We start from the raw sequence: 19,958 nt of genomic DNA, 5'->3' as shown, positions 1-19,958 counted from the left end.
TGGTTCCTCCTTAAAATGTTTCTAAATTTAAAATTAATACGACACGACCATCGCCTAAAATCGTTGCTCCAGAAAAGGCAATCTGACTTTCGCTGAAAAAGCCACCAAGTGTTTTTAAAACGATTTCCCGTTGACCGATAATATCTTTAATAATAAGTCCAAAAGTTCGCTTGGCATTTTTCACGACGAGTAATAGTAATTCATCCGTGTCATTCAAAGGTGTTTCATGGAAGCATTCGCCTAAATCGAGTACTTCGATAATGGTTTCACGGTAGTTGATTAAGTCTTTGCCGTGAACGTGTTGAATGTCTGCAGGATTAATTGTGATGGCTTCGGCCACGTTTGCCAGCGGTACAGCATAGCGACGTTCTGATGTTGCAACGAGCATCGATTGGATGATCGATAATGTCAGCGGAATCTCAATTCGGAACGTCGAACCAGCGTTTTCACTTGATTCTACGCTGATTTTTCCGCCGATTTTGAGAATCGTATTACGGACAACATCTAGTCCCACGCCTCGGCCAGAAAGATCGGATACTTGATCCGCGGTACTGAAACCCGAATCAAATAATAAATCAAAAATTTCCGCGTCCGTCATTTTGGTTGATTCTGCTCTTGTAACGACATTTTTCGCAATCGCTTTTTCTAACACTTTGCGTTTATTGATTCCCGCACCGTCATCCGCAATTTCAATCACGACATTGTTCCCACTATGGAAAGCTTTTAGATTAATTGTGGCGGTTTCATTTTTCCCATTTTTACGTCTTACTTCGACTGTTTCAGCTCCGTGGTCTACTGAATTACGGATTAAGTGAACAAGTGGGTCGCCAATTTCATCAATGACGATTTTGTCGACTTCCGTATCCGCGCCTTCAATCACTAAGTCGATTTTCTTACCTAATTCTTTGGCTAGTGTGCGCACCATTTTTGGAAAGCGATTGAACACACTATCCACTGGCACCATACGCATATTTAGTAAGCCGTTTTGAATTTCTTTGGAGATGGAACTGAATCGTCCTAAGTGTTCCATCAATTCTTTGTTATTCGTTTTTTCTGCGATTTCATCAATTCTCGCCCGTTCAATGACGCTTTCTTCAAAAACGTTCATTAGCTTTTCGATTTTTTCAAGTTGTACACGAATGGTTTTATTTTCTAATCGTTTGGTTGTTTGTTTTGCGGCTTTTTTGATTGGTTCAATAACCTGAACTTCTTCCACTTCTTCTGTCACAGTCACTTTTTCGATTTCAGAAATATCTAGAACAACCGCTTCGATTTCTTCTTTTGTTTGCGCCGACTCTAGGACTACTTCGAATGACTGCTCAAACTCTTCTAGCTCAATCGCTTCTCTGTCTGGCGTTGTTTCTGAAATAATCCCCATTTCTGCAAGTCGCTCTAAACACATTACCGCCCGTACTGCTTTCAAAATAGCTGCTTCTTCAATTCGAATCTGAATGCGATACGTTTTTTCTACCGCTAAATCTGTTTCTTGTTCTGGATGTAAAAGCGCCTCTAAGTCAGCTACGGTTTTCGAAATATCCGCCGCGCCTTGTCCGCCGTGCTGGATATCCGAAACCATTGTTTCCAAATGAGATGTACATGTAAAAATAATGTCTACCAAATGTTCTGTTACAGCCAATCGATTATTGCGTACCTCATCTAGTACATTTTCCATTGCATGCGTTAAATCAGCCACCTGTTGGAAGCCCATCGTTGCGGACATCCCTTTAAATGTATGTGCTGAACGGAAAATTTCACTTACTAACTGACCGTTCGTCGGGTCTTTCTCAAGCTGTAACAGATTATCATTTAGCGCCTGTAAATGTTCTGAAGCTTCTTCTATAAACAGGTCTAACATATTTGTAGTCATGCTATCCACCTCCATTTCTCTACTTAGCTGCTTTTTCTAACGCCTCTAAAACCCGGTCCGCTTGGAAAGGTTTTACGATAAAGTCTTTGGCACCTTTTTTAATGGCGTCTACAACCATACCTTGTTGGCCCATCGCCGAGCACATAATTACTTTCGCCGATGGATCTTTGGCCATAATTTGCGCAAGTGCTTCTAAGCCATCCATTTCTGGCATCGTAATATCCAGTGTCACGATATCCGGTTTTACTTCATCATACTTTTTCACTGCTTCCAGTCCATTTTCTGCTTCTGCAACTACTTCAAAATCGCTATCTTTCACGATATTCTTAATCATCGTACGCATGAACATTGCATCGTCGACAATCAACAACTTCAACATAAAATACAACTCCCATTCCTATACCTATAAATATTTTTTAAAAAAATCGCATAATATCATTTTATAATAAAAATAGGACAATTTCTACCTTTTTCTTAAAAAATATCCGTTTTTTATAATAAAATTATTTAAAAAATAGTTAACTATCTTAACTTTGGCTCTGCGCCCTATTTGTAATCCAAAAATATTTTTATAAATAAAAAGAAAAGCCCCTCGTCCGGGGTGACGAGGGGCTAAGGGTAAACAATGTTCGATAAATGAATTTGATATGTTATTAGCTGTTAATTAATTGAGTTAACATTTGCGGTGTTTGGTTTGCTTGAGAAAGCATGCTGATAGATGTTTGTGTAAGAATTTTGTATTTAGTCATTTCGGACATTTCAGCAGCCATATCTGCATCTTCAATAGAGGAAGCAGATGCTTTAGTTGCGATGGATTGGTTGTTCACGTTAGATACATTGTAGCTAAGGCGACTCATACCAGCACCTAGAAGTGCACGACCGTTAGAGATGTTATTGATTAATTCATCAATAGCTTCCGTTGCTTCTTGAGAAGAATCAGCATCAGCAACAGATAATGCACTATAACCAGCAACTGTAGAACCACTACCTAAAGTGATTGTTCCAGCAGAAAGACCTTTCGCATTGAAAAGATCGATATTGATTAAGTCATTAGCTTTATCAGACGCTTGGATGCTTACTTGAGTAGCAGCACCTGTAGCAGTTTGATCTAGTAATTTGATGTTGTTGTAGTTAGTAGTGTCAGCAACGTGATCAAGTTCTTTGATCAAGCTACCGAATTCAGCAGTGTATTGTTTACGATCTTCGTCACTGAATGAACCGTTAGAAGATTGTACTGCTAATTGACGCATACGTTGCAAGATTGAACTCATGGAGCTAAGAGCTGAATCCGCTGTTTGTAACAAGTCAATACCCATGGATGAGTTTTTGCTTGCTGCATCTAAGCCTGTAGATTTAACGTTCATACGAGTAACAACTGCAAGACCAGCAGCGTCATCAAGAGAACTGTTAATACGTTTACCAGATGCCAAACGTTCTTGCGCTTGAGTCATGCCTTCGTTATTTTTACGAAGATATTCTTGTGTTTTCAAGCTAATGATATTAGTATTTACTTTCATTTGTGTTTCCCTCCTACATTCGGTTTAGAAAAGACTTCTCTTCTCTATATGCTTTATTATATCTTCATTTTTTTAAAAAATCAAATGTTTTTTATTAAAAATGCAAAAATAAGTTGTTTTTATTTATATAAAAATAGGAAATCGGCTTATTATCAACGTTTTTACGTTTTTATAAATTATTTTTTTAAATAAAATAAAGAAGTGTTTGAACAGAAAAGGTTGTTCAAACACTTCTTTTTACAAAACTAGCTCATCTAAAATATTAATGAGTTGATGGATATTTGGTTTACTTACTTGCGCATCGGCTCCAACACCTGCGCCTTTATGTTCCAGATCTTCTGTAATTAACGAAGAGAAAATAACAACTGGCAATTCACGGCCAATTTCATCTTCTTTGATTACTTTTGTTAAATGATGTCCGTCCATTTGCGGCATTTCAATATCGGTGATTAATAAGTTAACATTTTCAAACGTTTGTTCTTTTTGTTCTTTGAGCAATTTGAAAATATGCTCTTGTGCTTCGCGACCATTTGCAAAGAACTGCAGATTTGTATAACCGGCCTCATGAAGCGTATCTTCAAGCAGTTGGCGCAGCATTTGTGAGTCCTCGGCAATAAAAATCGTCTTCTCTTCACGATTTACTTTTCGCGCCATACGGTCTTCACCTGTGACAGCAAAATCAGCATTTCCGCTAATTTCGTAAATAATTTTTTCATAATCTAATAAGAGTACTAAGTTGCCGTCTAATTTTACGATACCGACTGCTAATTCTTCTAAACCAATCGATAGTTTTTCTGGTTCTTCAATTTGTTCCCACGAAATACGTTGGATACGATGAACCTCATCGACACGGAAAACGATTTTCATTTGGTTTAGTTCTGTGATAATGAATTTCGTGTTTTCTGGCTCAATTTCTGGCAATTTCATCACACGGGCAAGGTTCACAACTGGCATGATTTCGCCGCGAACTTGGGAAACGCCTTCAATTGCCGGGTTCGAATCTGGTACAGGAGTTACTTCGAGCGGATGAATAATTTCTTTCACTTTTAAAACGTTAATACAAAATAAGTTTTCGCCAACAGTAAATGTAACAATTTCCAATTCATTTGTTCCACTTTGTAGTAAAATTCCTTTTTCTTCTGTCATATTACTGGCCTCCTATCGATTGTTTGTAACAGTGTCTTGAAGCATGGTCACTTCATCCAACAGTTTTGCTAAATAGCGGTTATTCGGAAATTCGTCCATTGCCTCACTAATTCGATTCGCGCGATTTTCGGTATCAATTTTGATTGTCCAAAGGTAAAAGCGGAAATCAGTACTAAAATTATCAATGCCACGTTCTGCAATCGCAAGTGCCTCATCCAGTACTTCGGCATCTACTAAATAATTAATTAGGTTGATATAGCCTTGTTTGGTCACTTCGTCTGCGTCAACGATATTGTAGAAATCGAGCGCGATATCCGCAAAATCATATTGGAAAAATAAATCTGCAATGTGGCTATTAATGCTGTCATGATAAACGTTACGAAGTGCCAATAAGTAATCAGCAAACTCGCCTTTTCCAAGTGCAATCGCCCGCTCTAATACAAATAAATAACGTTTCTTGCTAATTCGTGGACCGTTTTCAAAGATAAAATCATAAATGTCGCCAACATCGCTATTTTTCATGACATTTTCGATTGGTAATTGCGGATTTTCATAGTGCCACAAACATAAGTCAGCTGCATCAATCAACTCTTCTTTAATACCGAATAAAATAGCAGATTCGCTAATTACCGGGAAGACGTTGCGGATCGTTGCAATCTTCACCTCTGTTGCTTCTGCGACAGGTGGATACACATCAGTTAGCGATTGAACAATTAGTTCAGATAATTCTGCGTAGCCTTGTTGGGTTGTCATCGAAAGTAAGCGCAAACCAGTTTCTGTGCTAGAGATAAAGTGATGACGTTCCATAAAGGCAAAAATTTCTTTTGGTTGGTGGAATTTGCTAAGCAGCATAATCATTTGGAACATCACACCGTAATCAGAACTATTTTCCGCATAGGCTTTAGAAAAATGAGTCATCGCGCGCGTATAATCTTTTTCTTCTAAGTAAATCGTTCCGAGCATTTTGTGTGGCATGAAATTGGTTGCTTCGTAAAGCACGATTGATTGGTAGTCAATTGCTGTATTTTCTAGCAGACTTTGATAAATTTCTTTCGCATCTTCGAGTTGGTGATTCACATATAAAATATTAGCTTTTTTTAGTGGGAACTCTGGTACGTTTGGCCAAATGATTCTTGCTTCTTCGATAATGGCCAAGCTTTCATCATAGCGTTTTTCTTGTTCGAGTAGTTCGGCAATATGATAAGCACTTAGTTTCGCCCAAATGTAGTGATTGTGGTCACGTAGTCGGAACGCTTCGGAAAATTCTTTCAGCGCTTCCTTCTTATTACCAAGTCGGTTCATTTCTTGCCCAATGTTAAAATGTACAAATCCGCTATTTTTATTGTTTTTTACTTCTTTTTCTAATAAACGTAAATTACGGTCTGATTTGTCTTGTTTTTCGACAATCTCCGTCATATAGCCATAATGATAAATTTTTACTTCAGCAACCCCAGCTGCAATCGGGTGTTTGTCTACCGCTTCTAGTTGTTCATGAATGACGCCACGGAAACAAATCGTCCCGTCATTTTTATAAACCCGCGCCATTTGGTTCGTTGTTGTCACTCGCCCTTTTTCCCCTGTAAAGCTAATGATTTGCGCCATTTGAATTGGTTCGGTTGGTGATTTTAACTGTTTTTCTAATTTGCGATAACTTTCTTCTTCCAAACATTCGTCTGCATCAATCGCTAAAATCCATTTTCCCGTTGCATGTTTGGCCGCAAAGTTTCTTGCATCAGAAAAGTTGCCAGTCCATTCAAAGTCATAGACAAAATCAGTGAATTCTTGTGCAATTTCCTTGGTTTCGTCAGTGGAACCTGTATCTACAATAATGATTTCTTCTGTAAATTTTCTAAAAGACGCTAAACTTTGTCGTAAAATATGTGCTTCATTTTTGACTATCATACAAATCGAAATTAACGGCCGCATGAATCTTCCCTCTTTCTATCAATTAATTCACTAATTTTATTTTATCGCTGCTCGCTCGGTGCAGTAGATGTTTTTTCGCTTTTGGCAAATCATAAATCATACTTTGCACATCGAACGATTTCGCGACATCGACTGGTATCACATCAGTCGGCTTATCCCCGTTATAAAAACAACAAACCAAATCCATTTTACTAACAATTTGTGCTAAGAATTTCTCATAAGTCGGCTTAGTAATCACCGTATCAAAATAACCAAATGACTGATAGCTACTGCCTAGACATTCCAGATAGTCTATCGTCGATAAAAACGGCTCTGGCAAACATTCTTTCGGTGCAAAAGTGTAAATCGATAGTCGCGGTGCCAGATGCTCTTTTTTCAAGAAAAATTGTAACACTTCATTTTCAATCGACTTATAACAAAGCAAGTGAATGTGGTTCACTGGTGCAAATTTTTCGAGGTATGCTTGTATTTCTTGTTTGTCATAGTCGGTTAACGTATGCGAACCACTTAAAAAAAGTTGCAAACATTTCACCTACTCATCTTCATCTAGCGTATCGCGATTAATTGGGCGTACCATGATTTCTACACGCCGATTTTTTTCGCGATTTGCTGCGATATCATTTTTGGCGACAGGTCTGAATTCTCCGTAGCCGCGAGCACTGAACTCGCCTGGGTTTACTTCGCTATTTTCTTGAATGATTGCTTCCATGAAATTAACGGCGCGCGCGACACTTAATTCCCAGTTGGAAGAGTAAATTGAGGTGCTTATTGGCACATTATCGGTATGTCCAGAAACAATCCCTTCCATCGTTCCTTTTCCTTGCGCAAAAAGTTCGCCGATTTCTTTGGCAATCTCGCGTTTTCCTGCAGTTAATTCTGCACTTCCCGACTGGAATAAAATATCATCACGGATAGTTATCAAAAGCCCTTCATCCGAGTATTTCGTTGTCATTTTTGCTCCCAAATGTTCTGCTGCAATATAACTATCAATTTGTTTTTTAAAGGCTTCAATCTTTTCTTCGTTTTGCTTTTTAAGTAAGGCCGCTGCTGCTTTTTTGGCTTTCTCTTGTTCGGTTGCTTCTTTCTTTTTATCTTGCTCTTCCATCGCCTTCAAGACTGCATTCACATTAGGATCATCTGGTCCTTTTTCTTTGGATACATATGCTTGATTGCCTGCCGCGCCTTCCTCTACAATTTTCTTAAATGCATTTCCCATTTGTTCAAACTTCTTAGCATCAACGGAACTGGAGGCAAACAGAACGATGAATAGCGCAAGTAAAAGTGTCAGCAAATCACTATATGGAATTAACCACGTTTCATCAACGTGTTCCTCCTGCGGTTTCTTGCGACGCTTGGCCACGCTCAATTTCCTCCACTTCTCTCGTTTTCTTCCCTTTTCCATTTCGCAGCACATCTTTCTCTTTTGGACTTAAAAAAGATAATAAACGTTCTTCCACAACCCGTGGTGCATTTCGCTCTTGAAGCGCGACGACTCCCTCAATCATCATATATCTCAAATGCACTTCTTTTTGTGATTTCACTTTTAATTTATTGGCAAATGGCGTCCAAAGTACGTAACCGGTAAAAATACCGAAAATCGTACAAACAAACGCCGCGGCTATTGCTTCGCTAAGTTTGTCCGGGTTCGACATTTCCCCCATCGCATGAATGAGTCCCATCGCTGCTCCGAGTACACCAAGCGTCGGCGCATATGCTCCAGCTGATGCAAAAATCTTCGCATAAGCAGCATGGCGTTCTTCCATACTCGCTACTTCTTCTTCCAAAACGTCCCGTAAAAATTCTGGGGAAGACTGCCCATCTACAACTAAGCGCATCCCTCGTTTCATAAATGGATCTTCAATTTCATCGACAGAATCTTCCAGCGCAAGTACCCCGCTACGCCTAATTTCGTCTGCGTATTCTTTGTATTGCACAAGTACGTCCACTTTGTCCGGCATCTTCTCTTTTGTGAAAAGAATTTTAAAAAGTTTCGGTACTACTTTTACATCACTCCATGGGTGCGCCATCATAACAGCCGTAATTGTCCCAAGAATGATGACAATTAAAGCTTCAGCGCTAAATAACATCGCCAGTGATATATTTTGAATCATGAACGAACCTGCAATGACTATCACTGCCAACACAAGTCCTATAATCGTTGTTATTTCCACGTTACTTCATCTCCCACCTACTTATTTCAGCGAACTAATTCCACTTCATTTAACCAAAAGGCAACTAACTCGTTTTCCATTTCTGGTAAATGAACGAAAAACGCTTTAGCATCCGCTTCACTGGCAAATGCTTGCGAGCGGTAGTTATCTTCTCCCACACCTTTTAAAGCGAGAAAATAAAATGACTCGAGTCGGCCTAGAATAACTTCTTTATCCCCGATTTCATAGCCAACTGTTTGTCTAATTTCAAATTCATTTGGTAAGAAAAGTTGTGTTTTCTTTTCAAGCATGAGAATTTGTTCTGCGAGTCCAGGTTTGTCCTCAAAAAACGCTAAATTTTTAATGTTTTCTATTCGTCCCATCTAACCAACTCCATTTCTTTTTTGCTAGGTTTTTATGTAGAAAAAATTATTTAATGTGGCAAGCCCGTAATCAGCTGGGTTCAAAATCTGTTCTGACCCGCCGATGAAAAGAACGCCGCCACGTCTTAGTGACTCTGCAAACTTCTGATATGCTTGGTGTTTTCCTTCTGCTGTGAAATAAATCAACACATTACGGCAAACAATTAAATCAAAACCTTTTTCGTAATAATCGGTCAGCAAATCGTGCCGTCTAAAACGAATCGACTTTCGATATTTAGGCAAAATCTGATATGTATCCCCTTTTTCAACAAATGCCGTATGCCGTTCTTGTTCGGTTAGTTCTTCCATTTGACGGCTTTGATATTCTCCAATGACCGCGCGTTTTAAAATAGCTGGTTCGAGGTCTGTGGCCAAAATATCATAATGCCTTGTGCCAACTGAACGTTCCATCATCATCGCTAGCGAGTACGGTTCCTCCCCTGATGAACAAGCCGCACTCCAAACCCGAAGCTTCCCGCGACTATCTTCAAGCAACCTTGGAAGTACTTGTTTTTCCAGCGCATCCCAGCGATTGCGATTACGGAAAAACGACGAAACATTAATCGTAATCAAACTAATGAACTCATCTAAAAGAACGGCATCTTTTTTGAGATGTTTGAAAAATTCTCCAAATGTAATATATTGCTTCTTCACGATAAAAGATAAAATTCGACGTTTCATTTGCGTTTCTTTATAAAGCGCTAAATCTAAACCTAAGTCCCTTTTGACGACACGAGTAAAGTAAAGATAATCCTTTTCCAAATCTGGAATCATTCTTTTTCCCCTCCCCCTAGCTAGGTCGTTACTGACGAATTAATCCAGTTGCTTCTTTGTCGTACACTTTATCAAACATATTAACGACATTTTTTGAAGCTTGTACCATGCGCTGGTTATCCATGAGTTGTACCATTTCTACGCCTAAATCAACATTAGACGTTTCGATAACTCCATTTTGGATAATCCCTTGTCCAGCTGGTAAATTCATTGTGTTTATGCCATTTACATGAATTCTACCTTCGCCGTCTTTCACCAAACTATCTGCTTGATTAGCGGAAACAAATTTGGTTCCAAGGCGGCCCAAGTATTGACCTGTTTCCGCATTGTATAAATCACCATTTGCTTCGGCGCGAATCGACGTTTTTTGCCCCACTTGAATCGCTTCCCCAGTCGCACTGAGTAAATTGGCGCCATCTGCTGTCCGCAGAAAACCAAACTGATCGGAGTGAAACTGCCCGCCACGTGAAAGTGAAATTTCGCCATTTTTAGCAGTGATGAAAAAATTACTTCCTTGCGTAGGATCCGTGTCTTGCATAAAGAAATCTCGGTCGCGGTTCGTAATATAGCTTGATCCCGCTGTCAAATTAATATGCGTCGCAGCAGGTCGAACACCGTAATCAATTGTCCCAACTTGCCTAGCGACAGGCCCATTTTGATAGTTCACTTTGTTTCGCGAAATCACTTCACTCGTAAGCTGATCAAATTTGAATCCTGGCGTCTGCGCGTTAGCCACGTTATTAGAATGAACTTGAATATGTTGCATGTAGTTCATCATCCCTGCTGCGCCAATGTATAACCCCTTCATTCCAGCACCCGCCTTCTATCTGTCCCAACAAACCGCTCCGCTAACCAACGACTTTTTGGTCTGAAAATATTTTCCGTAATATTTTGTCCATCTGTCATGTATAACACCGGCAAATTTGTTTCTTGCATCACCGTGTATAAATCACCAATACGCGTCGTTTCATCCATTTTTGTAATGATAAAACCATCGATTGGAATTTCTGCTAGTTTTGGTAAAATCGTCATCACATCCGCACTTTTCATTCCAGAAGAAAATGTAAAACACGTTAAGTCCGGATGAACAACATCGGTATAGGCAGAAATTTCACTCACTGATTCCTCGGCTAAGTAATTTCTCCCAACCGTATCAATCAAAATATGATCCACGCAGTTAACATACGTCATATACTGCACAGCTTCTTCTAGTTCAGCCGGGCTCGTCGCAACGATAAGCTCCACATCGAGTTTGTCCGCATAACCTTGGAACTGCTCCACTGCGCCTGACCGAAAAGTATCTGTAGTGATAAAGCCCACTGTCCGATTTTGCTTTAACAGCTGCCATCCAAGTTTCACAAGCGTGGTCGTTTTCCCAACACCCGTTTGCCCAATCAAAGAAATAATCCGGTGGTTGCTTAAATCAAACGAATCTTCCACCGCTAATTTTCCGGATAAATAAGGAACGAACCAATCTGTAATATCATCCAAATGCGCCGTTTCTACTTGCTTAAACTGCTTCCGCCCAGCCTGCATGAAGTCCGCCACATACGTATCACTAATTCCGCGACCCTTCAAAAACTTCACGAAATCACTGTTTTGTTCACGCTCCTCGCGCATTTTCACTGCAAGCTCGCGGTTTAAAGCCGCTAGTTCGAGACGCATCGCTGACAATTCTTCTTCCTGTGTTTTTCGTTCTTCTAAAAGCGGCGTTGACTGTGCTAGTTCCGCTCCCGCAGCAAGCATTTCTAGTAATTTTTCTTTTTTTAATAAGTCGTCTGTTTTCGGTCTGTTTTTGACAACCGATTTTTGAAATGTTTCTTGAAAGTCCATTCGACCATCTGCTATCGCCACTTCACTCATAATGACCGCCGTCACTTCATACTGTTTCTTAAAAATCCCAAGCTTTGTGACACGTTCATCCGTAATTTTATATGGCTCATTCGTGACTAAGCGAATTTTTTTATGTATTTCTCGCTTGGAGTTCGCCTTAAAAATTTCCATCTTTTCTACTAAATGTTTTCCCATTTCTACGGATTACCTCCCTCATCAAGTTGGTTCAATCAGTGCAATTTGCTCCACTTCTGTTTCCGGCGACAGTTCACTAATGGAGAGCACCGGCACGTCCAATTGATATCTTTCCAAAACTCGCACAAAGCCAAATCGAAAATCTTTTCGCCTTGTTAAAATGACAGGTTCACGACCAGTGAGTTGCGCTTTATTCACGGTATCTCTTACTTTTTGAATGATTGGCAGTTCCTTGTCGAGCGCCCAGTTCAGCGCGTAGCCATAATACGGCGTGTTGACAATTTCTGTATCCATTTCAATCGAATCTTGCAAAAGTAGCGCGTAAATTTTGCCATCTTGATTTTTCGCTTGTTCACAAATGACTTTCGAAATCCGCTCCCTGACAAATGCCGTAATGCCATCAAGATCATTCGGATAAATCGTTTGCCCATCAATAATCCCTTCGACAATCGTTGGTAAATCGCGAACCGAAATCCCTTCTTTCAAGAGTTGTCGAAGCACCCCTTGAATTAGCGAATAATCAATTTCTTTTTTCTTAATTTCATCAATTAAAATTTGATTTTCATCAGCAAGTCCGTCAATTAAATCTTTAATTTGTTGGCGCATCAGAAGCTCATGCAAGTTCTTCCGCAGCACAACATCCAAATGCGTAATTAAAATACTAAGCGGTTCGAGCACTTGATAGTTTTTCATCTGCGCATCTTCTAACTCACCCGGCAAAATCCAGTAACCATCTTCCCCGAAAATCGGATCCTTGGTCGGCTCCGCATCAAGGTCCATCATCACGCCTGGTGTTTTTAGCGCTAATAAATGTCCTGCCTTTAAAACCCCGCTCGCAACAGCCACACCTTTGACCTTAATCTCATACTTCCCGCGCGGCTGAAAACTCGTATTATCTTTAAAATTAATCCCCGGGACCCCAATACCTAAATCTTGTAAAATTGATTTTCGCATTAAGACGACTTTATCTTTTGCCGTTTCTCCGTTCATTTTTTGTTTCACGAGAGCCGCAATGTTTAAGCCAAGTTCCACAACTACAGGGAATTTTTCTCGTGCTGCGCCAAATGCTTGATTGTGTTCCGCTTCAGCAGAGCTGGTTTCCGACTGGATAAGCTCCATTTCTTTTTCAAGTTCCAATTGCTCTTTTTTCTTTAAATTGAATTGCGTACGATAGCCGATTATTCCAAGCACTACGCCAATTCCAACAAATGGAATCGTTGGTAGTGGGCTAAATACACCCATTAAGATAAACATGGCAGCGAGCGTATAAACGACCACCGAGTTTTGCATTAATTCTTTGAAAATCCCGACCGCAACGTTATCATCTGATCCGTCAAATACCCGAGTTACAATAACCCCAGCTGACATCGCCATTAAAAGTGAACCAATCTGGCTCACGATGCCATCCCCGATTGTTAACTCCGTATATTTCACCGCAGCTTCCCCGAACGAAAGCCCACCTTGGACCATACCGACAATTAAACCGAATACAATATTTACAACTGCAAGCAAAACGGTAAAAAGAACATCCCCTTTTACAAATTTCCCAGCTCCGTCCATCGCTCCGTAGAATTCGGTTTCCATATTCAAATATGCGCGTTTTTCTTTCGCTTCCGGCTCTGTAATCAACCGTTGATTCAAATCCGCATCAATCGCCATTTGTTTACCGGGCAAAGCATCCAGCGTAAATCTTGCTGCTACCTCCGCTGTCCGCGAAGAACCATTTGCCACAATAAACTGAAAGACAATTAAAATAATGAAAATAACAATCCCAACAACAAAATTACTACCAATAACAAAATTCCCAAATTGTTTAATTACTTGTCCTGGATCACCAGTAGTTAAGATCGCCCGTGTCGTCGAAATATTTATCGAAACCCGAAATATCCCCATCAAAAGTAGTAAAGACGGAAATGACTTTAATTCATTCCAATCTTTAATTGATGTGGCACGCATGTAAACTAACACAGAGAACGCCAAGATCGTCACAAGCACTAAATCCAATACAAACGGAGGTAATGGCACAATAAGTGCAATAACAAACGAGACCGCAATCAAGATAGCAAAATATTTTTTTATAGCACCTAAATTCCCCATTTTGAAACCTGCCTTTTCTAAGATTAGAAAGGTCGCTCATATGTTGTTAGAACTTGATTTTGTCTGCGTCCATCAATTCTTTCATCACTTCAATAACATCTTTATATAAATCTTCTTGTATGTATTCATCTGGATTCGTCGTATAGTAAATACTTCGTGCCAGTTGTCTATTTGTAATCATCGGCACCCCGTCCGTATCCGCCACCTGACGAATAAACAGTGCCAGCTCGTCTTCCCCTTTAACGAGCAATTTCGGTGCATGATCTTTTGTTTTGTCATAACGCATCACAACGGAAATATGTGTCGGGTTGTTCACCACAAAAGTCGCGTCCGCCATTTTTTTCGTAATCGAACCTTGGAGAAGCCCACGCGCAATACTTCTTTGGCGCTGTTTCACTTCAGGTCGACCTTCTGAATCTTTCATTTCGTCCTTAATTTCTTGCTTCGACATCCGCAAGCCTTTTTTATAGTCATAACGCTGGTAAAAGAAGTCAAGCAGCCCTATTACTGCGATTACAAGGAAGAGCGCCAGAAATTCATTTTTGAATAAAGCGAAAATTTGTCCGAGTGAGTAAAGCCAATTTTGCCCGGTGTAACTAATGAGCGTGTCTAGATGATCCCGAAAGCCAATATACGCCACGTATGAAAGCAACGTAATTAAAAGTAGCGCTTTCACCACCTCGACAATTCCCTTCACACTGAACACTCGCTTAAAGTAGTTCGCTGGATTTAGTCGTTTGAACTGAGGTTTCACTGCTTTCGCGGAAAATAAAATCCCGACTTGCACGCCGTAGTTCATCAAACCAAAAATCACAACCATCACCATAATCGGCATCAACACTTTGCCAAACTCCATCAAGTAAAACAAACTGTAACTTTCCATGTTCGCAAGCTTCGGTGGCTGTTTCAAAAGAGCAACAAATGCTTGAATCGTGTTTTTAATAAACATTTCTCCAAAAAAATAAAGAAGCCCAGCTACAATTAGCAGTGAAAAAGCATTATTTAGTTCTTTACTTTTCGCCACATTACCTTCATTTCGAGCTTTCTTAATGCGGCGCGGCGTTGCTTTTTCCGTCTTATTATCCTTCGCCAAGCTTTTTTCTCCTCCCTATTTTTTCAGTAAATAATCAAAAAACGACACATATTGTTGAATCATCTCATCTGTCAAATTTTTAAAAACTGTACTCAAGATAGGAACAGCACACGCAAGGATGAAAATCCCAAACGTAATTTTTATAATAAACGCATTCATAAAAATGTTAATTTGCGGAGCGCTCTTAGAGATAAAAGCAAGAATGATATTAACGATAAAAATACTACCCATAATCGGGAGCGCAATCGACACCGCGGAAGCAAGTGCAAAACCAAGCGTCCCAAGCAGCAAATCAATAAACCCTTTTTCAAATAAAATCGACACCGAAGCCGTAAATTCAAACGATTTCATTAAATAATAAATCAAGTAATCCATGCCTTGAAGTGACAAAAATATCACTACAAAGAAAGTATCTAAAATCGCAGCAGTAATCGAGTTTTGTGTCCCGTAAGAAGGATCAATCAAGTTTACTTGCGAAAATCCTAAATCATAATCAATCATAAAACCAGCCATTTTTGGAATTACCGCAATAATTTCCACCAATTTCGCCAGCGCTAATCCAAAAACCACTTCAGACGTTACCCGGAGTAGCAAATCTGGTAGCGTCGTTATACCAGAAACATCGACCCCTGTTGCCACTGGAATGGAAATCGCCATCCCAAAAACCACTTTGACACTGTTCGGAATGTTTCGCCCTTTTAAAAGCGGAAAGAAGAATAAAAAACTGGCAACTCGGCTGAAAACAATCACTACCGCAAGGAAAAATTCAAACTCCATGTTTACACCCTAATCATCAGGGGTAATTTGGAAAAGATTCCTACAAACAAATCCGTCATGTGTTCAAACATCCACGGTCCAAGAATAAATAGCGCCACTACGAAAGCAACAATCTTCGGTAAAAACGTCAGCGATTGGTCTTGAATTTGCATCATTGCCATCAATATCGCCACCACAATCACTACCACGATACAAATGAGCGACACCGGCAAAATAAGCGCCAGCCCACTATAGAAAAAATCTTGAAAAATTTGCGTAATCGGCGTTAAATTCATTTTGCTACTCCCTTAAAAGTGAATTGTTTGAAAAATCATGTTGGTAATCAATCCGTACCCACCAATGAAAATAAAAACAAGAATCTTAAACGGTAAGCTAATGGTCATCGGCGGTACCATCATCATCCCAAGATACATCAGTAACGTACTAACAATTAAATCTATAAAAATAAACGCTAAGTATATAAACATCCCAGTTAAAAAACCTTGGGTAATCTGTGTCAAAATAAAAGCAGGCATTAAAGCCATAAGCGGAGCATCTTCTTTTTTTGTAACTGGATCTTCTCCTTCTGCTTTCAACATCATGTTAATATCATGCTTATATGTATTTTCCGCGACATATTTTGTCAAAAGCGGCTTTGTTTCATCCCATACTTTTGATGCGCTCCACTCTTCTTTTTGCGAAGGTTTATACACATCGTCATACCAAGCAGTAATAAGTGGTTGCATCATAAACAAAGATAAAAACAGTGCCAGTCCAACAAGCACTTGGTTGGGCGGCAAGTTCGTCGCGCCAAGCCCTTGCCTCGTTAAACCAAGAACGATAATACAGTAAGTAAAGTGTGTGAACATTAATACAATCGATGCAGACAAAGAAAGAACCGTAACTAGTACAAACAGCGCCACACTAGAATTAACCCCATCCGTCCCATTCACACCAAGTGAGTCCAGCCAACTTTCTGCATGCACATTCACCCCTGGCCAAAAGACAACCAATGAAATTGCAAAAATAACAATAAAAGATACTTGAAATACTCGTCTAGAAGCTATTTTACGCATTTTCCTTAGTCTCCTCTTTCAAAAGTAATTCTCGGAAAAGTGCTTCATTTTGGTCAGTTTTTCCTTTTAATGACACCGTTCGAATATCATTATTGGAAATAATCGCCAGCACCTTTTCCCCGTCTGCCTCCAGAAGAACTGCACGTAACTGATGAGAGATTAAAAGAGTGTCTTTCAACTTTATAAGATCATTTTCGCTTTTTCTCGTGCGATTCGCTTGCTTGTTTTTCTTAACTAAAAAATAAGAAATTCCCGCAAGTACTGCTAAAAGTACAATAATTTTTAAAAGTGATAAAAAATATTCCATTCAAGTAAGGTAAATTCACCTTTCACTCCCTTCATCAGATTACAAAAATAAATCATTTTTTCAAAATATATATCAATAAAGTGTTTTTTGTAACTGCAATATAAAATTTTACACCAAATCCTGAAAAAATCTATACTTTTTTTAAAAAATGAAATTTTGTGTAAAAATAAAAAAACAGCCAGTGTAACAGCTGTATCAAAGGAAAACTTCTCATTATTCGATTTATATTTTTCTATTTAACTCAAAAAAAGGTTCTTCATACCCAATCCTTTTGACCTACTCGCGTTCCCTTTACACAACTAACATATATTGTTATTATAAAAATAAACAGAAAATCAATAATACTATAGGATAGAGAGGTATGTGATTGTATGCCTAAATCAGAAATAAGAAAATTACTTCAAGAAATCAAAAAACAAGTAGATAATCCGGGGAATTCATCTACAACTGAAATTAAAAAAATGGCTTCAGAAGCTGGCATTGACGAAAAAACTGCCGAAGAAATCTACCATTTACTCACTGAATTTTATCAAGCCGTTGAAGAACACGGTGGAATCGAAAAATATATGCATTCCAATATTAGTTGGTTAAAAATCGAATTAGAACTACTTTCCGCATGTTACCAAATTGCTATTTTAGAAGATATGAAGGTTCTTGATATTTCTGAAATGCTCAGCCTAAATGATTTGCGGATTTTTCCAAAGACTCCAAGCCAACTACAAAATACTTACTACAAACTAAAAAAAGAGCTTATCCAAGTAGAAGATATTCCGAAAAACAAGCCTGGGAGAAAAAGAAAAACACAAAAAAATACAAAAAAAGAAAAAACCAATATTTTCGGCAAAGTTGTGCCAGCTGAATTCAAAGCACCAACGTCCATCAAAGAACAAATCAGCTACGACAAATCACGCGAAAAAAACTTGGTTGATTTACTTTCCGGCGTTAAAAGCAATGTTCAACTTTTAAGCGAAAACCAAGGTGAAGAAAACAACGTATATGACTTACTAAAAAGCATTTACTCACTCTCTTCCCTTGCTGTTCAAAAAGAAGAACTCGACAAAAAATACCAAGACTTACAAACAAAATGCCAAGAATTGGAACAGGAAAATTCCTATTTAAAACAACAAAACGAAACCATGACAGATTCGTTCCATACACTTGTGTTACAAGTAGCTGATTTCGCTTATGCCAGTGATTTAGACCAAATCCAAGCACTGCCACTTTTCAGCCAGCAACTCGTTGTAACACTGAATCAACTTGGTGTATTCAAAGAAAATTATAAACAAATGTAATTTAGAAGGGGTGGCACGATGTATATCGAAATTTATACCGTAAATGGGGAATCTATTCGCCTTGACGACGACGCAAAAATCAACAACATCAGCATCCACGAATTATCAAAAGCAGACTTGAAAAACCTTTTTAACGAAAAATGTATCGAGTTAACGAAATACGACTTAACGTATTTTATTAATACCAACCAAGTGAATTGGTTCCTTGTAAGCGAAGGAATCCATTAAAAAAACGAGCTAGGATTATCTCCTAGCTCGTTTTCTATTTAAAAATCAAATTTACTATCTATATCCCCATCACCATATTGGTTTGGTCCATCACTTTCAAGACACATAAAAATTAACATAATAATTCCGCCAGCAAATGGAATAAGGCTTAAAAGGACGAAAAATCCACTTTTGCCAGAATCATGTAAGCGTCGAACCATTAAGCTGATTGTTGGAAGTAAAGCCGCTAGCAAGTATAGCCATAAAATGATTACCAGAACGATTGCACCGCCACCGCCAGCCATTCCCGTACCACCCATAGCTGCTTCCATAATAGCTGAAATACCAAAAATAAAAGCTAAAGCATAAAGTATTACAAAAATAATAACATTCCAAAGTACTACATACCAATACGCCGATCTCGGGGCTCTGCCACTAAAGTTAACGTAATTTCTCCAAAATGATTTGTAAGCTTCTAAAAATCCCATATTTCCTCCTATGTAAATAAATTTCACCGTATCTATAAGGATATATGTAGCCATCCCATTACACAAGCTCTTACAATAAAGATTCATAAAATAGACACATTTCTATTTTTAATTGAAAATGTGTCTATTTTCACAGGCCTTTAAACCTATTAGACCTCCAAACTATAGATTTTTAATACATATCAGCAATAAAACTTTACACAAAATCCACCCATTGATGATTGCGAGAAATAATCACTAAAATATAAAATACCCCAAAATGTTATTGAGGTATTTTAGTTAAACTCTACTTATTTTTTAATTTGGTAATCACTTTGGTAATAACATACACTGCTAAAACTAAAACAGCTATAAGCATTAAAGATCCCATGATGTTAAAATTGCTCAACCTTCTATCACCTCTTTAACTCCCGCGTAAATTAAATATACTTGATGAGGTACTTTTATTCCAGTCTTTTCTTATTTATCAGGAATTTAATAATTCAGTGCTATATATGATGCACTACAAGAATTGTATGATTTATACTACATTACAACTTGTCGCTATCTATCTATGGTAAATTCTCCAAGTGGATGCTCTCCCAAACATCCATATCTTTGTTCACTTAGAAAATCCCCAGTGGCATTTATAAATATTGGTAAATGCCGAACTCCTCGAACTTTCCCTTGTTCGAGGAGTTTTCATTTATTTAGTGTTTTTTACAAAAAAATACTCTTAGTGGCTGCTAACAACCGCTAAAAGTATAAAAGGGAGTTTAAGGTAAGTAAAGACAACCCACTACAAAAAAGGGAGAAAAAGTAATGGCATTGTC

The 19,958-nt window shown here is 38.7% G+C and carries 21 protein-coding genes; 2 read left to right on the top strand and 19 right to left on the bottom strand.

The window, feature by feature from the left end; translation table 11 throughout:
- Nucleotides 1-10: 10 nt before the first annotated feature.
- From GL301_RS03670 to GL301_RS03585, 18 genes are all read right to left on the bottom strand, one after another.
- A complete protein-coding gene (locus GL301_RS03670; RefSeq protein ID WP_003724428.1) occupies nucleotides 11-1,867 on the bottom strand; it encodes a chemotaxis protein CheA in 1,857 nt (618 codons plus the stop codon).
- Between the two features lie 19 nt (nucleotides 1,868-1,886).
- Nucleotides 1,887-2,246 carry a response regulator gene (locus GL301_RS03665; RefSeq protein ID WP_003721812.1) on the bottom strand — a complete coding sequence of 120 codons (360 nt, stop codon included), beginning with the start codon at nucleotides 2,244-2,246 and terminating at the stop codon, nucleotides 1,887-1,889.
- A 274-nt stretch (nucleotides 2,247-2,520) separates the two neighbouring features.
- A complete protein-coding gene (locus tag GL301_RS03660; RefSeq protein ID WP_003724427.1) occupies nucleotides 2,521-3,384 on the bottom strand; it encodes a FliC/FljB family flagellin in 864 nt (287 codons plus the stop codon).
- A gap of 237 nt (nucleotides 3,385-3,621) precedes the next feature.
- Nucleotides 3,622-4,530: a chemotaxis protein gene (locus tag GL301_RS03655; RefSeq protein WP_003724426.1), complete on the bottom strand. Its 909-nt coding sequence runs from the start codon at nucleotides 4,528-4,530 to the stop codon at nucleotides 3,622-3,624.
- Between the two features lie 12 nt (nucleotides 4,531-4,542).
- Entirely contained in the window at nucleotides 4,543-6,456 is a 1,914-nt protein-coding gene (locus GL301_RS03650) for a transcriptional anti-repressor GmaR (protein WP_031644190.1), read from the bottom strand.
- Nucleotides 6,457-6,478: 22 nt separating this feature from the next.
- The gene (locus tag GL301_RS03645; RefSeq protein ID WP_003734441.1) at nucleotides 6,479-6,979 is read right to left on the bottom strand and encodes a hypothetical protein; all 501 of its coding nucleotides are present in this window, start codon (nucleotides 6,977-6,979) and stop codon (nucleotides 6,479-6,481) included.
- A 9-nt stretch (nucleotides 6,980-6,988) separates the two neighbouring features.
- A complete protein-coding gene (locus GL301_RS03640) occupies nucleotides 6,989-7,816 on the bottom strand; it encodes a flagellar motor protein MotB (protein WP_003740483.1) in 828 nt (275 codons plus the stop codon).
- Nucleotides 7,776-8,627: a flagellar motor stator protein MotA gene (gene motA / locus GL301_RS03635; protein ID WP_003721806.1), complete on the bottom strand. Its 852-nt coding sequence runs from the start codon at nucleotides 8,625-8,627 to the stop codon at nucleotides 7,776-7,778. Before motA ends, GL301_RS03640 begins: the two co-directional genes overlap by 41 nt.
- A 26-nt stretch (nucleotides 8,628-8,653) precedes the next feature.
- Entirely contained in the window at nucleotides 8,654-8,989 is a 336-nt protein-coding gene (locus GL301_RS03630) for a DUF3964 family protein (protein WP_003724422.1), read from the bottom strand.
- Nucleotides 8,990-9,013: 24 nt separating this feature from the next.
- Nucleotides 9,014-9,802 (bottom strand): CheR family methyltransferase, encoded by a 789-nt coding sequence (locus GL301_RS03625; protein ID WP_003724421.1) that lies wholly within the window; start codon nucleotides 9,800-9,802, stop codon nucleotides 9,014-9,016.
- A 28-nt stretch (nucleotides 9,803-9,830) separates the two neighbouring features.
- Nucleotides 9,831-10,610 carry a flagellar basal-body rod protein FlgG gene (locus GL301_RS03620; protein ID WP_012681158.1) on the bottom strand — a complete coding sequence of 260 codons (780 nt, stop codon included), beginning with the start codon at nucleotides 10,608-10,610 and terminating at the stop codon, nucleotides 9,831-9,833.
- A complete protein-coding gene (gene flhF / locus GL301_RS03615; RefSeq protein ID WP_003724419.1) occupies nucleotides 10,607-11,830 on the bottom strand; it encodes a flagellar biosynthesis GTPase FlhF in 1,224 nt (407 codons plus the stop codon). The genes GL301_RS03620 and flhF overlap by 4 nt, the downstream gene beginning before the upstream one ends.
- Before the next feature lie 21 nt (nucleotides 11,831-11,851).
- A complete protein-coding gene (locus GL301_RS03610) occupies nucleotides 11,852-13,927 on the bottom strand; it encodes a flagellar biosynthesis protein FlhA (RefSeq protein ID WP_003724418.1) in 2,076 nt (691 codons plus the stop codon).
- Between the two features lie 46 nt (nucleotides 13,928-13,973).
- Complete coding sequence (gene flhB / locus GL301_RS03605; protein WP_003721799.1) at nucleotides 13,974-15,020, bottom strand: flagellar type III secretion system protein FlhB; 1,047 nt, start codon at nucleotides 15,018-15,020, stop codon at nucleotides 13,974-13,976.
- A gap of 15 nt (nucleotides 15,021-15,035) precedes the next feature.
- Nucleotides 15,036-15,797, bottom strand: a complete 762-nt coding sequence (locus GL301_RS03600; protein WP_003724417.1) for a flagellar biosynthetic protein FliR — start codon at nucleotides 15,795-15,797, stop codon at nucleotides 15,036-15,038.
- Nucleotides 15,798-15,799: 2 nt separating this feature from the next.
- The gene (locus tag GL301_RS03595; RefSeq protein WP_003721797.1) at nucleotides 15,800-16,072 is read right to left on the bottom strand and encodes a flagellar biosynthetic protein FliQ; all 273 of its coding nucleotides are present in this window, start codon (nucleotides 16,070-16,072) and stop codon (nucleotides 15,800-15,802) included.
- Nucleotides 16,073-16,084: 12 nt separating this feature from the next.
- Entirely contained in the window at nucleotides 16,085-16,852 is a 768-nt protein-coding gene (locus tag GL301_RS03590; protein WP_003724416.1) for a flagellar type III secretion system pore protein FliP, read from the bottom strand.
- Entirely contained in the window at nucleotides 16,845-17,159 is a 315-nt protein-coding gene (locus tag GL301_RS03585; RefSeq protein WP_003724415.1) for a hypothetical protein, read from the bottom strand. Before GL301_RS03585 ends, GL301_RS03590 begins: the two co-directional genes overlap by 8 nt.
- A gap of 371 nt (nucleotides 17,160-17,530) precedes the next feature.
- Between GL301_RS03585 and mogR the strand changes: the two genes are divergently transcribed.
- Nucleotides 17,531-18,451 (top strand): motility genes transcriptional repressor MogR, encoded by a 921-nt coding sequence (gene mogR, locus GL301_RS03580; RefSeq protein ID WP_003724414.1) that lies wholly within the window; start codon nucleotides 17,531-17,533, stop codon nucleotides 18,449-18,451.
- An 18-nt stretch (nucleotides 18,452-18,469) separates the two neighbouring features.
- On the top strand, nucleotides 18,470-18,679 hold the full coding sequence (locus tag GL301_RS03575; RefSeq protein ID WP_003721793.1) for a lmo0673 family protein: 210 nt from the start codon (nucleotides 18,470-18,472) through the stop codon (nucleotides 18,677-18,679).
- Nucleotides 18,680-18,717: 38 nt separating this feature from the next.
- On the opposite strand, the gene GL301_RS03570 is transcribed toward GL301_RS03575, so the two are convergent.
- Nucleotides 18,718-19,146: a DUF805 domain-containing protein gene (locus GL301_RS03570; protein WP_003721792.1), complete on the bottom strand. Its 429-nt coding sequence runs from the start codon at nucleotides 19,144-19,146 to the stop codon at nucleotides 18,718-18,720.
- Nucleotides 19,147-19,958 lie beyond the last annotated feature (812 nt).

The organism is Listeria sp. LM90SB2, from assembly GCF_028867355.1.
Lineage (GTDB): Bacteria > Bacillota > Bacilli > Lactobacillales > Listeriaceae > Listeria > Listeria monocytogenes_B.
This window is presented reverse-complemented; position numbering and strand designations above follow the sequence as displayed.

Bases quoted from the DNA above. Each gene is read 5' to 3' on its own strand.
- GL301_RS03670 (WP_003724428.1), bottom strand. From the start codon at position 1,867: ATGACTACAAATATGTTAGACCTGTTTATAGAAGAAGCTTCAGAACAT.
- GL301_RS03665 (WP_003721812.1), bottom strand. From the start codon at position 2,246: ATGTTGAAGTTGTTGATTGTCGACGATGCAATGTTCATGCGTACGATG.
- GL301_RS03660 (WP_003724427.1), bottom strand. From the start codon at position 3,384: ATGAAAGTAAATACTAATATCATTAGCTTGAAAACACAAGAATATCTT.
- GL301_RS03655 (WP_003724426.1), bottom strand. From the start codon at position 4,530: ATGACAGAAGAAAAAGGAATTTTACTACAAAGTGGAACAAATGAATTG.
- GL301_RS03650 (WP_031644190.1), bottom strand. From the start codon at position 6,456: ATGCGGCCGTTAATTTCGATTTGTATGATAGTCAAAAATGAAGCACAT.
- GL301_RS03630 (WP_003724422.1), bottom strand. From the start codon at position 8,989: ATGGGACGAATAGAAAACATTAAAAATTTAGCGTTTTTTGAGGACAAA.
- GL301_RS03625 (WP_003724421.1), bottom strand. From the start codon at position 9,802: ATGATTCCAGATTTGGAAAAGGATTATCTTTACTTTACTCGTGTCGTC.
- GL301_RS03620 (WP_012681158.1), bottom strand. From the start codon at position 10,610: ATGAAGGGGTTATACATTGGCGCAGCAGGGATGATGAACTACATGCAA.
- flhF (WP_003724419.1), bottom strand. From the start codon at position 11,830: ATGGGAAAACATTTAGTAGAAAAGATGGAAATTTTTAAGGCGAACTCC.
- GL301_RS03610 (WP_003724418.1), bottom strand. From the start codon at position 13,927: ATGGGGAATTTAGGTGCTATAAAAAAATATTTTGCTATCTTGATTGCG.
- GL301_RS03600 (WP_003724417.1), bottom strand. From the start codon at position 15,797: ATGGAGTTTGAATTTTTCCTTGCGGTAGTGATTGTTTTCAGCCGAGTT.
- GL301_RS03595 (WP_003721797.1), bottom strand. From the start codon at position 16,072: ATGAATTTAACGCCGATTACGCAAATTTTTCAAGATTTTTTCTATAGT.
- GL301_RS03590 (WP_003724416.1), bottom strand. From the start codon at position 16,852: ATGCGTAAAATAGCTTCTAGACGAGTATTTCAAGTATCTTTTATTGTT.
- GL301_RS03585 (WP_003724415.1), bottom strand. From the start codon at position 17,159: ATGGAATATTTTTTATCACTTTTAAAAATTATTGTACTTTTAGCAGTA.
- mogR (WP_003724414.1), top strand. From the start codon at position 17,531: ATGCCTAAATCAGAAATAAGAAAATTACTTCAAGAAATCAAAAAACAA.
- GL301_RS03575 (WP_003721793.1), top strand. From the start codon at position 18,470: ATGTATATCGAAATTTATACCGTAAATGGGGAATCTATTCGCCTTGAC.
- GL301_RS03570 (WP_003721792.1), bottom strand. From the start codon at position 19,146: ATGGGATTTTTAGAAGCTTACAAATCATTTTGGAGAAATTACGTTAAC.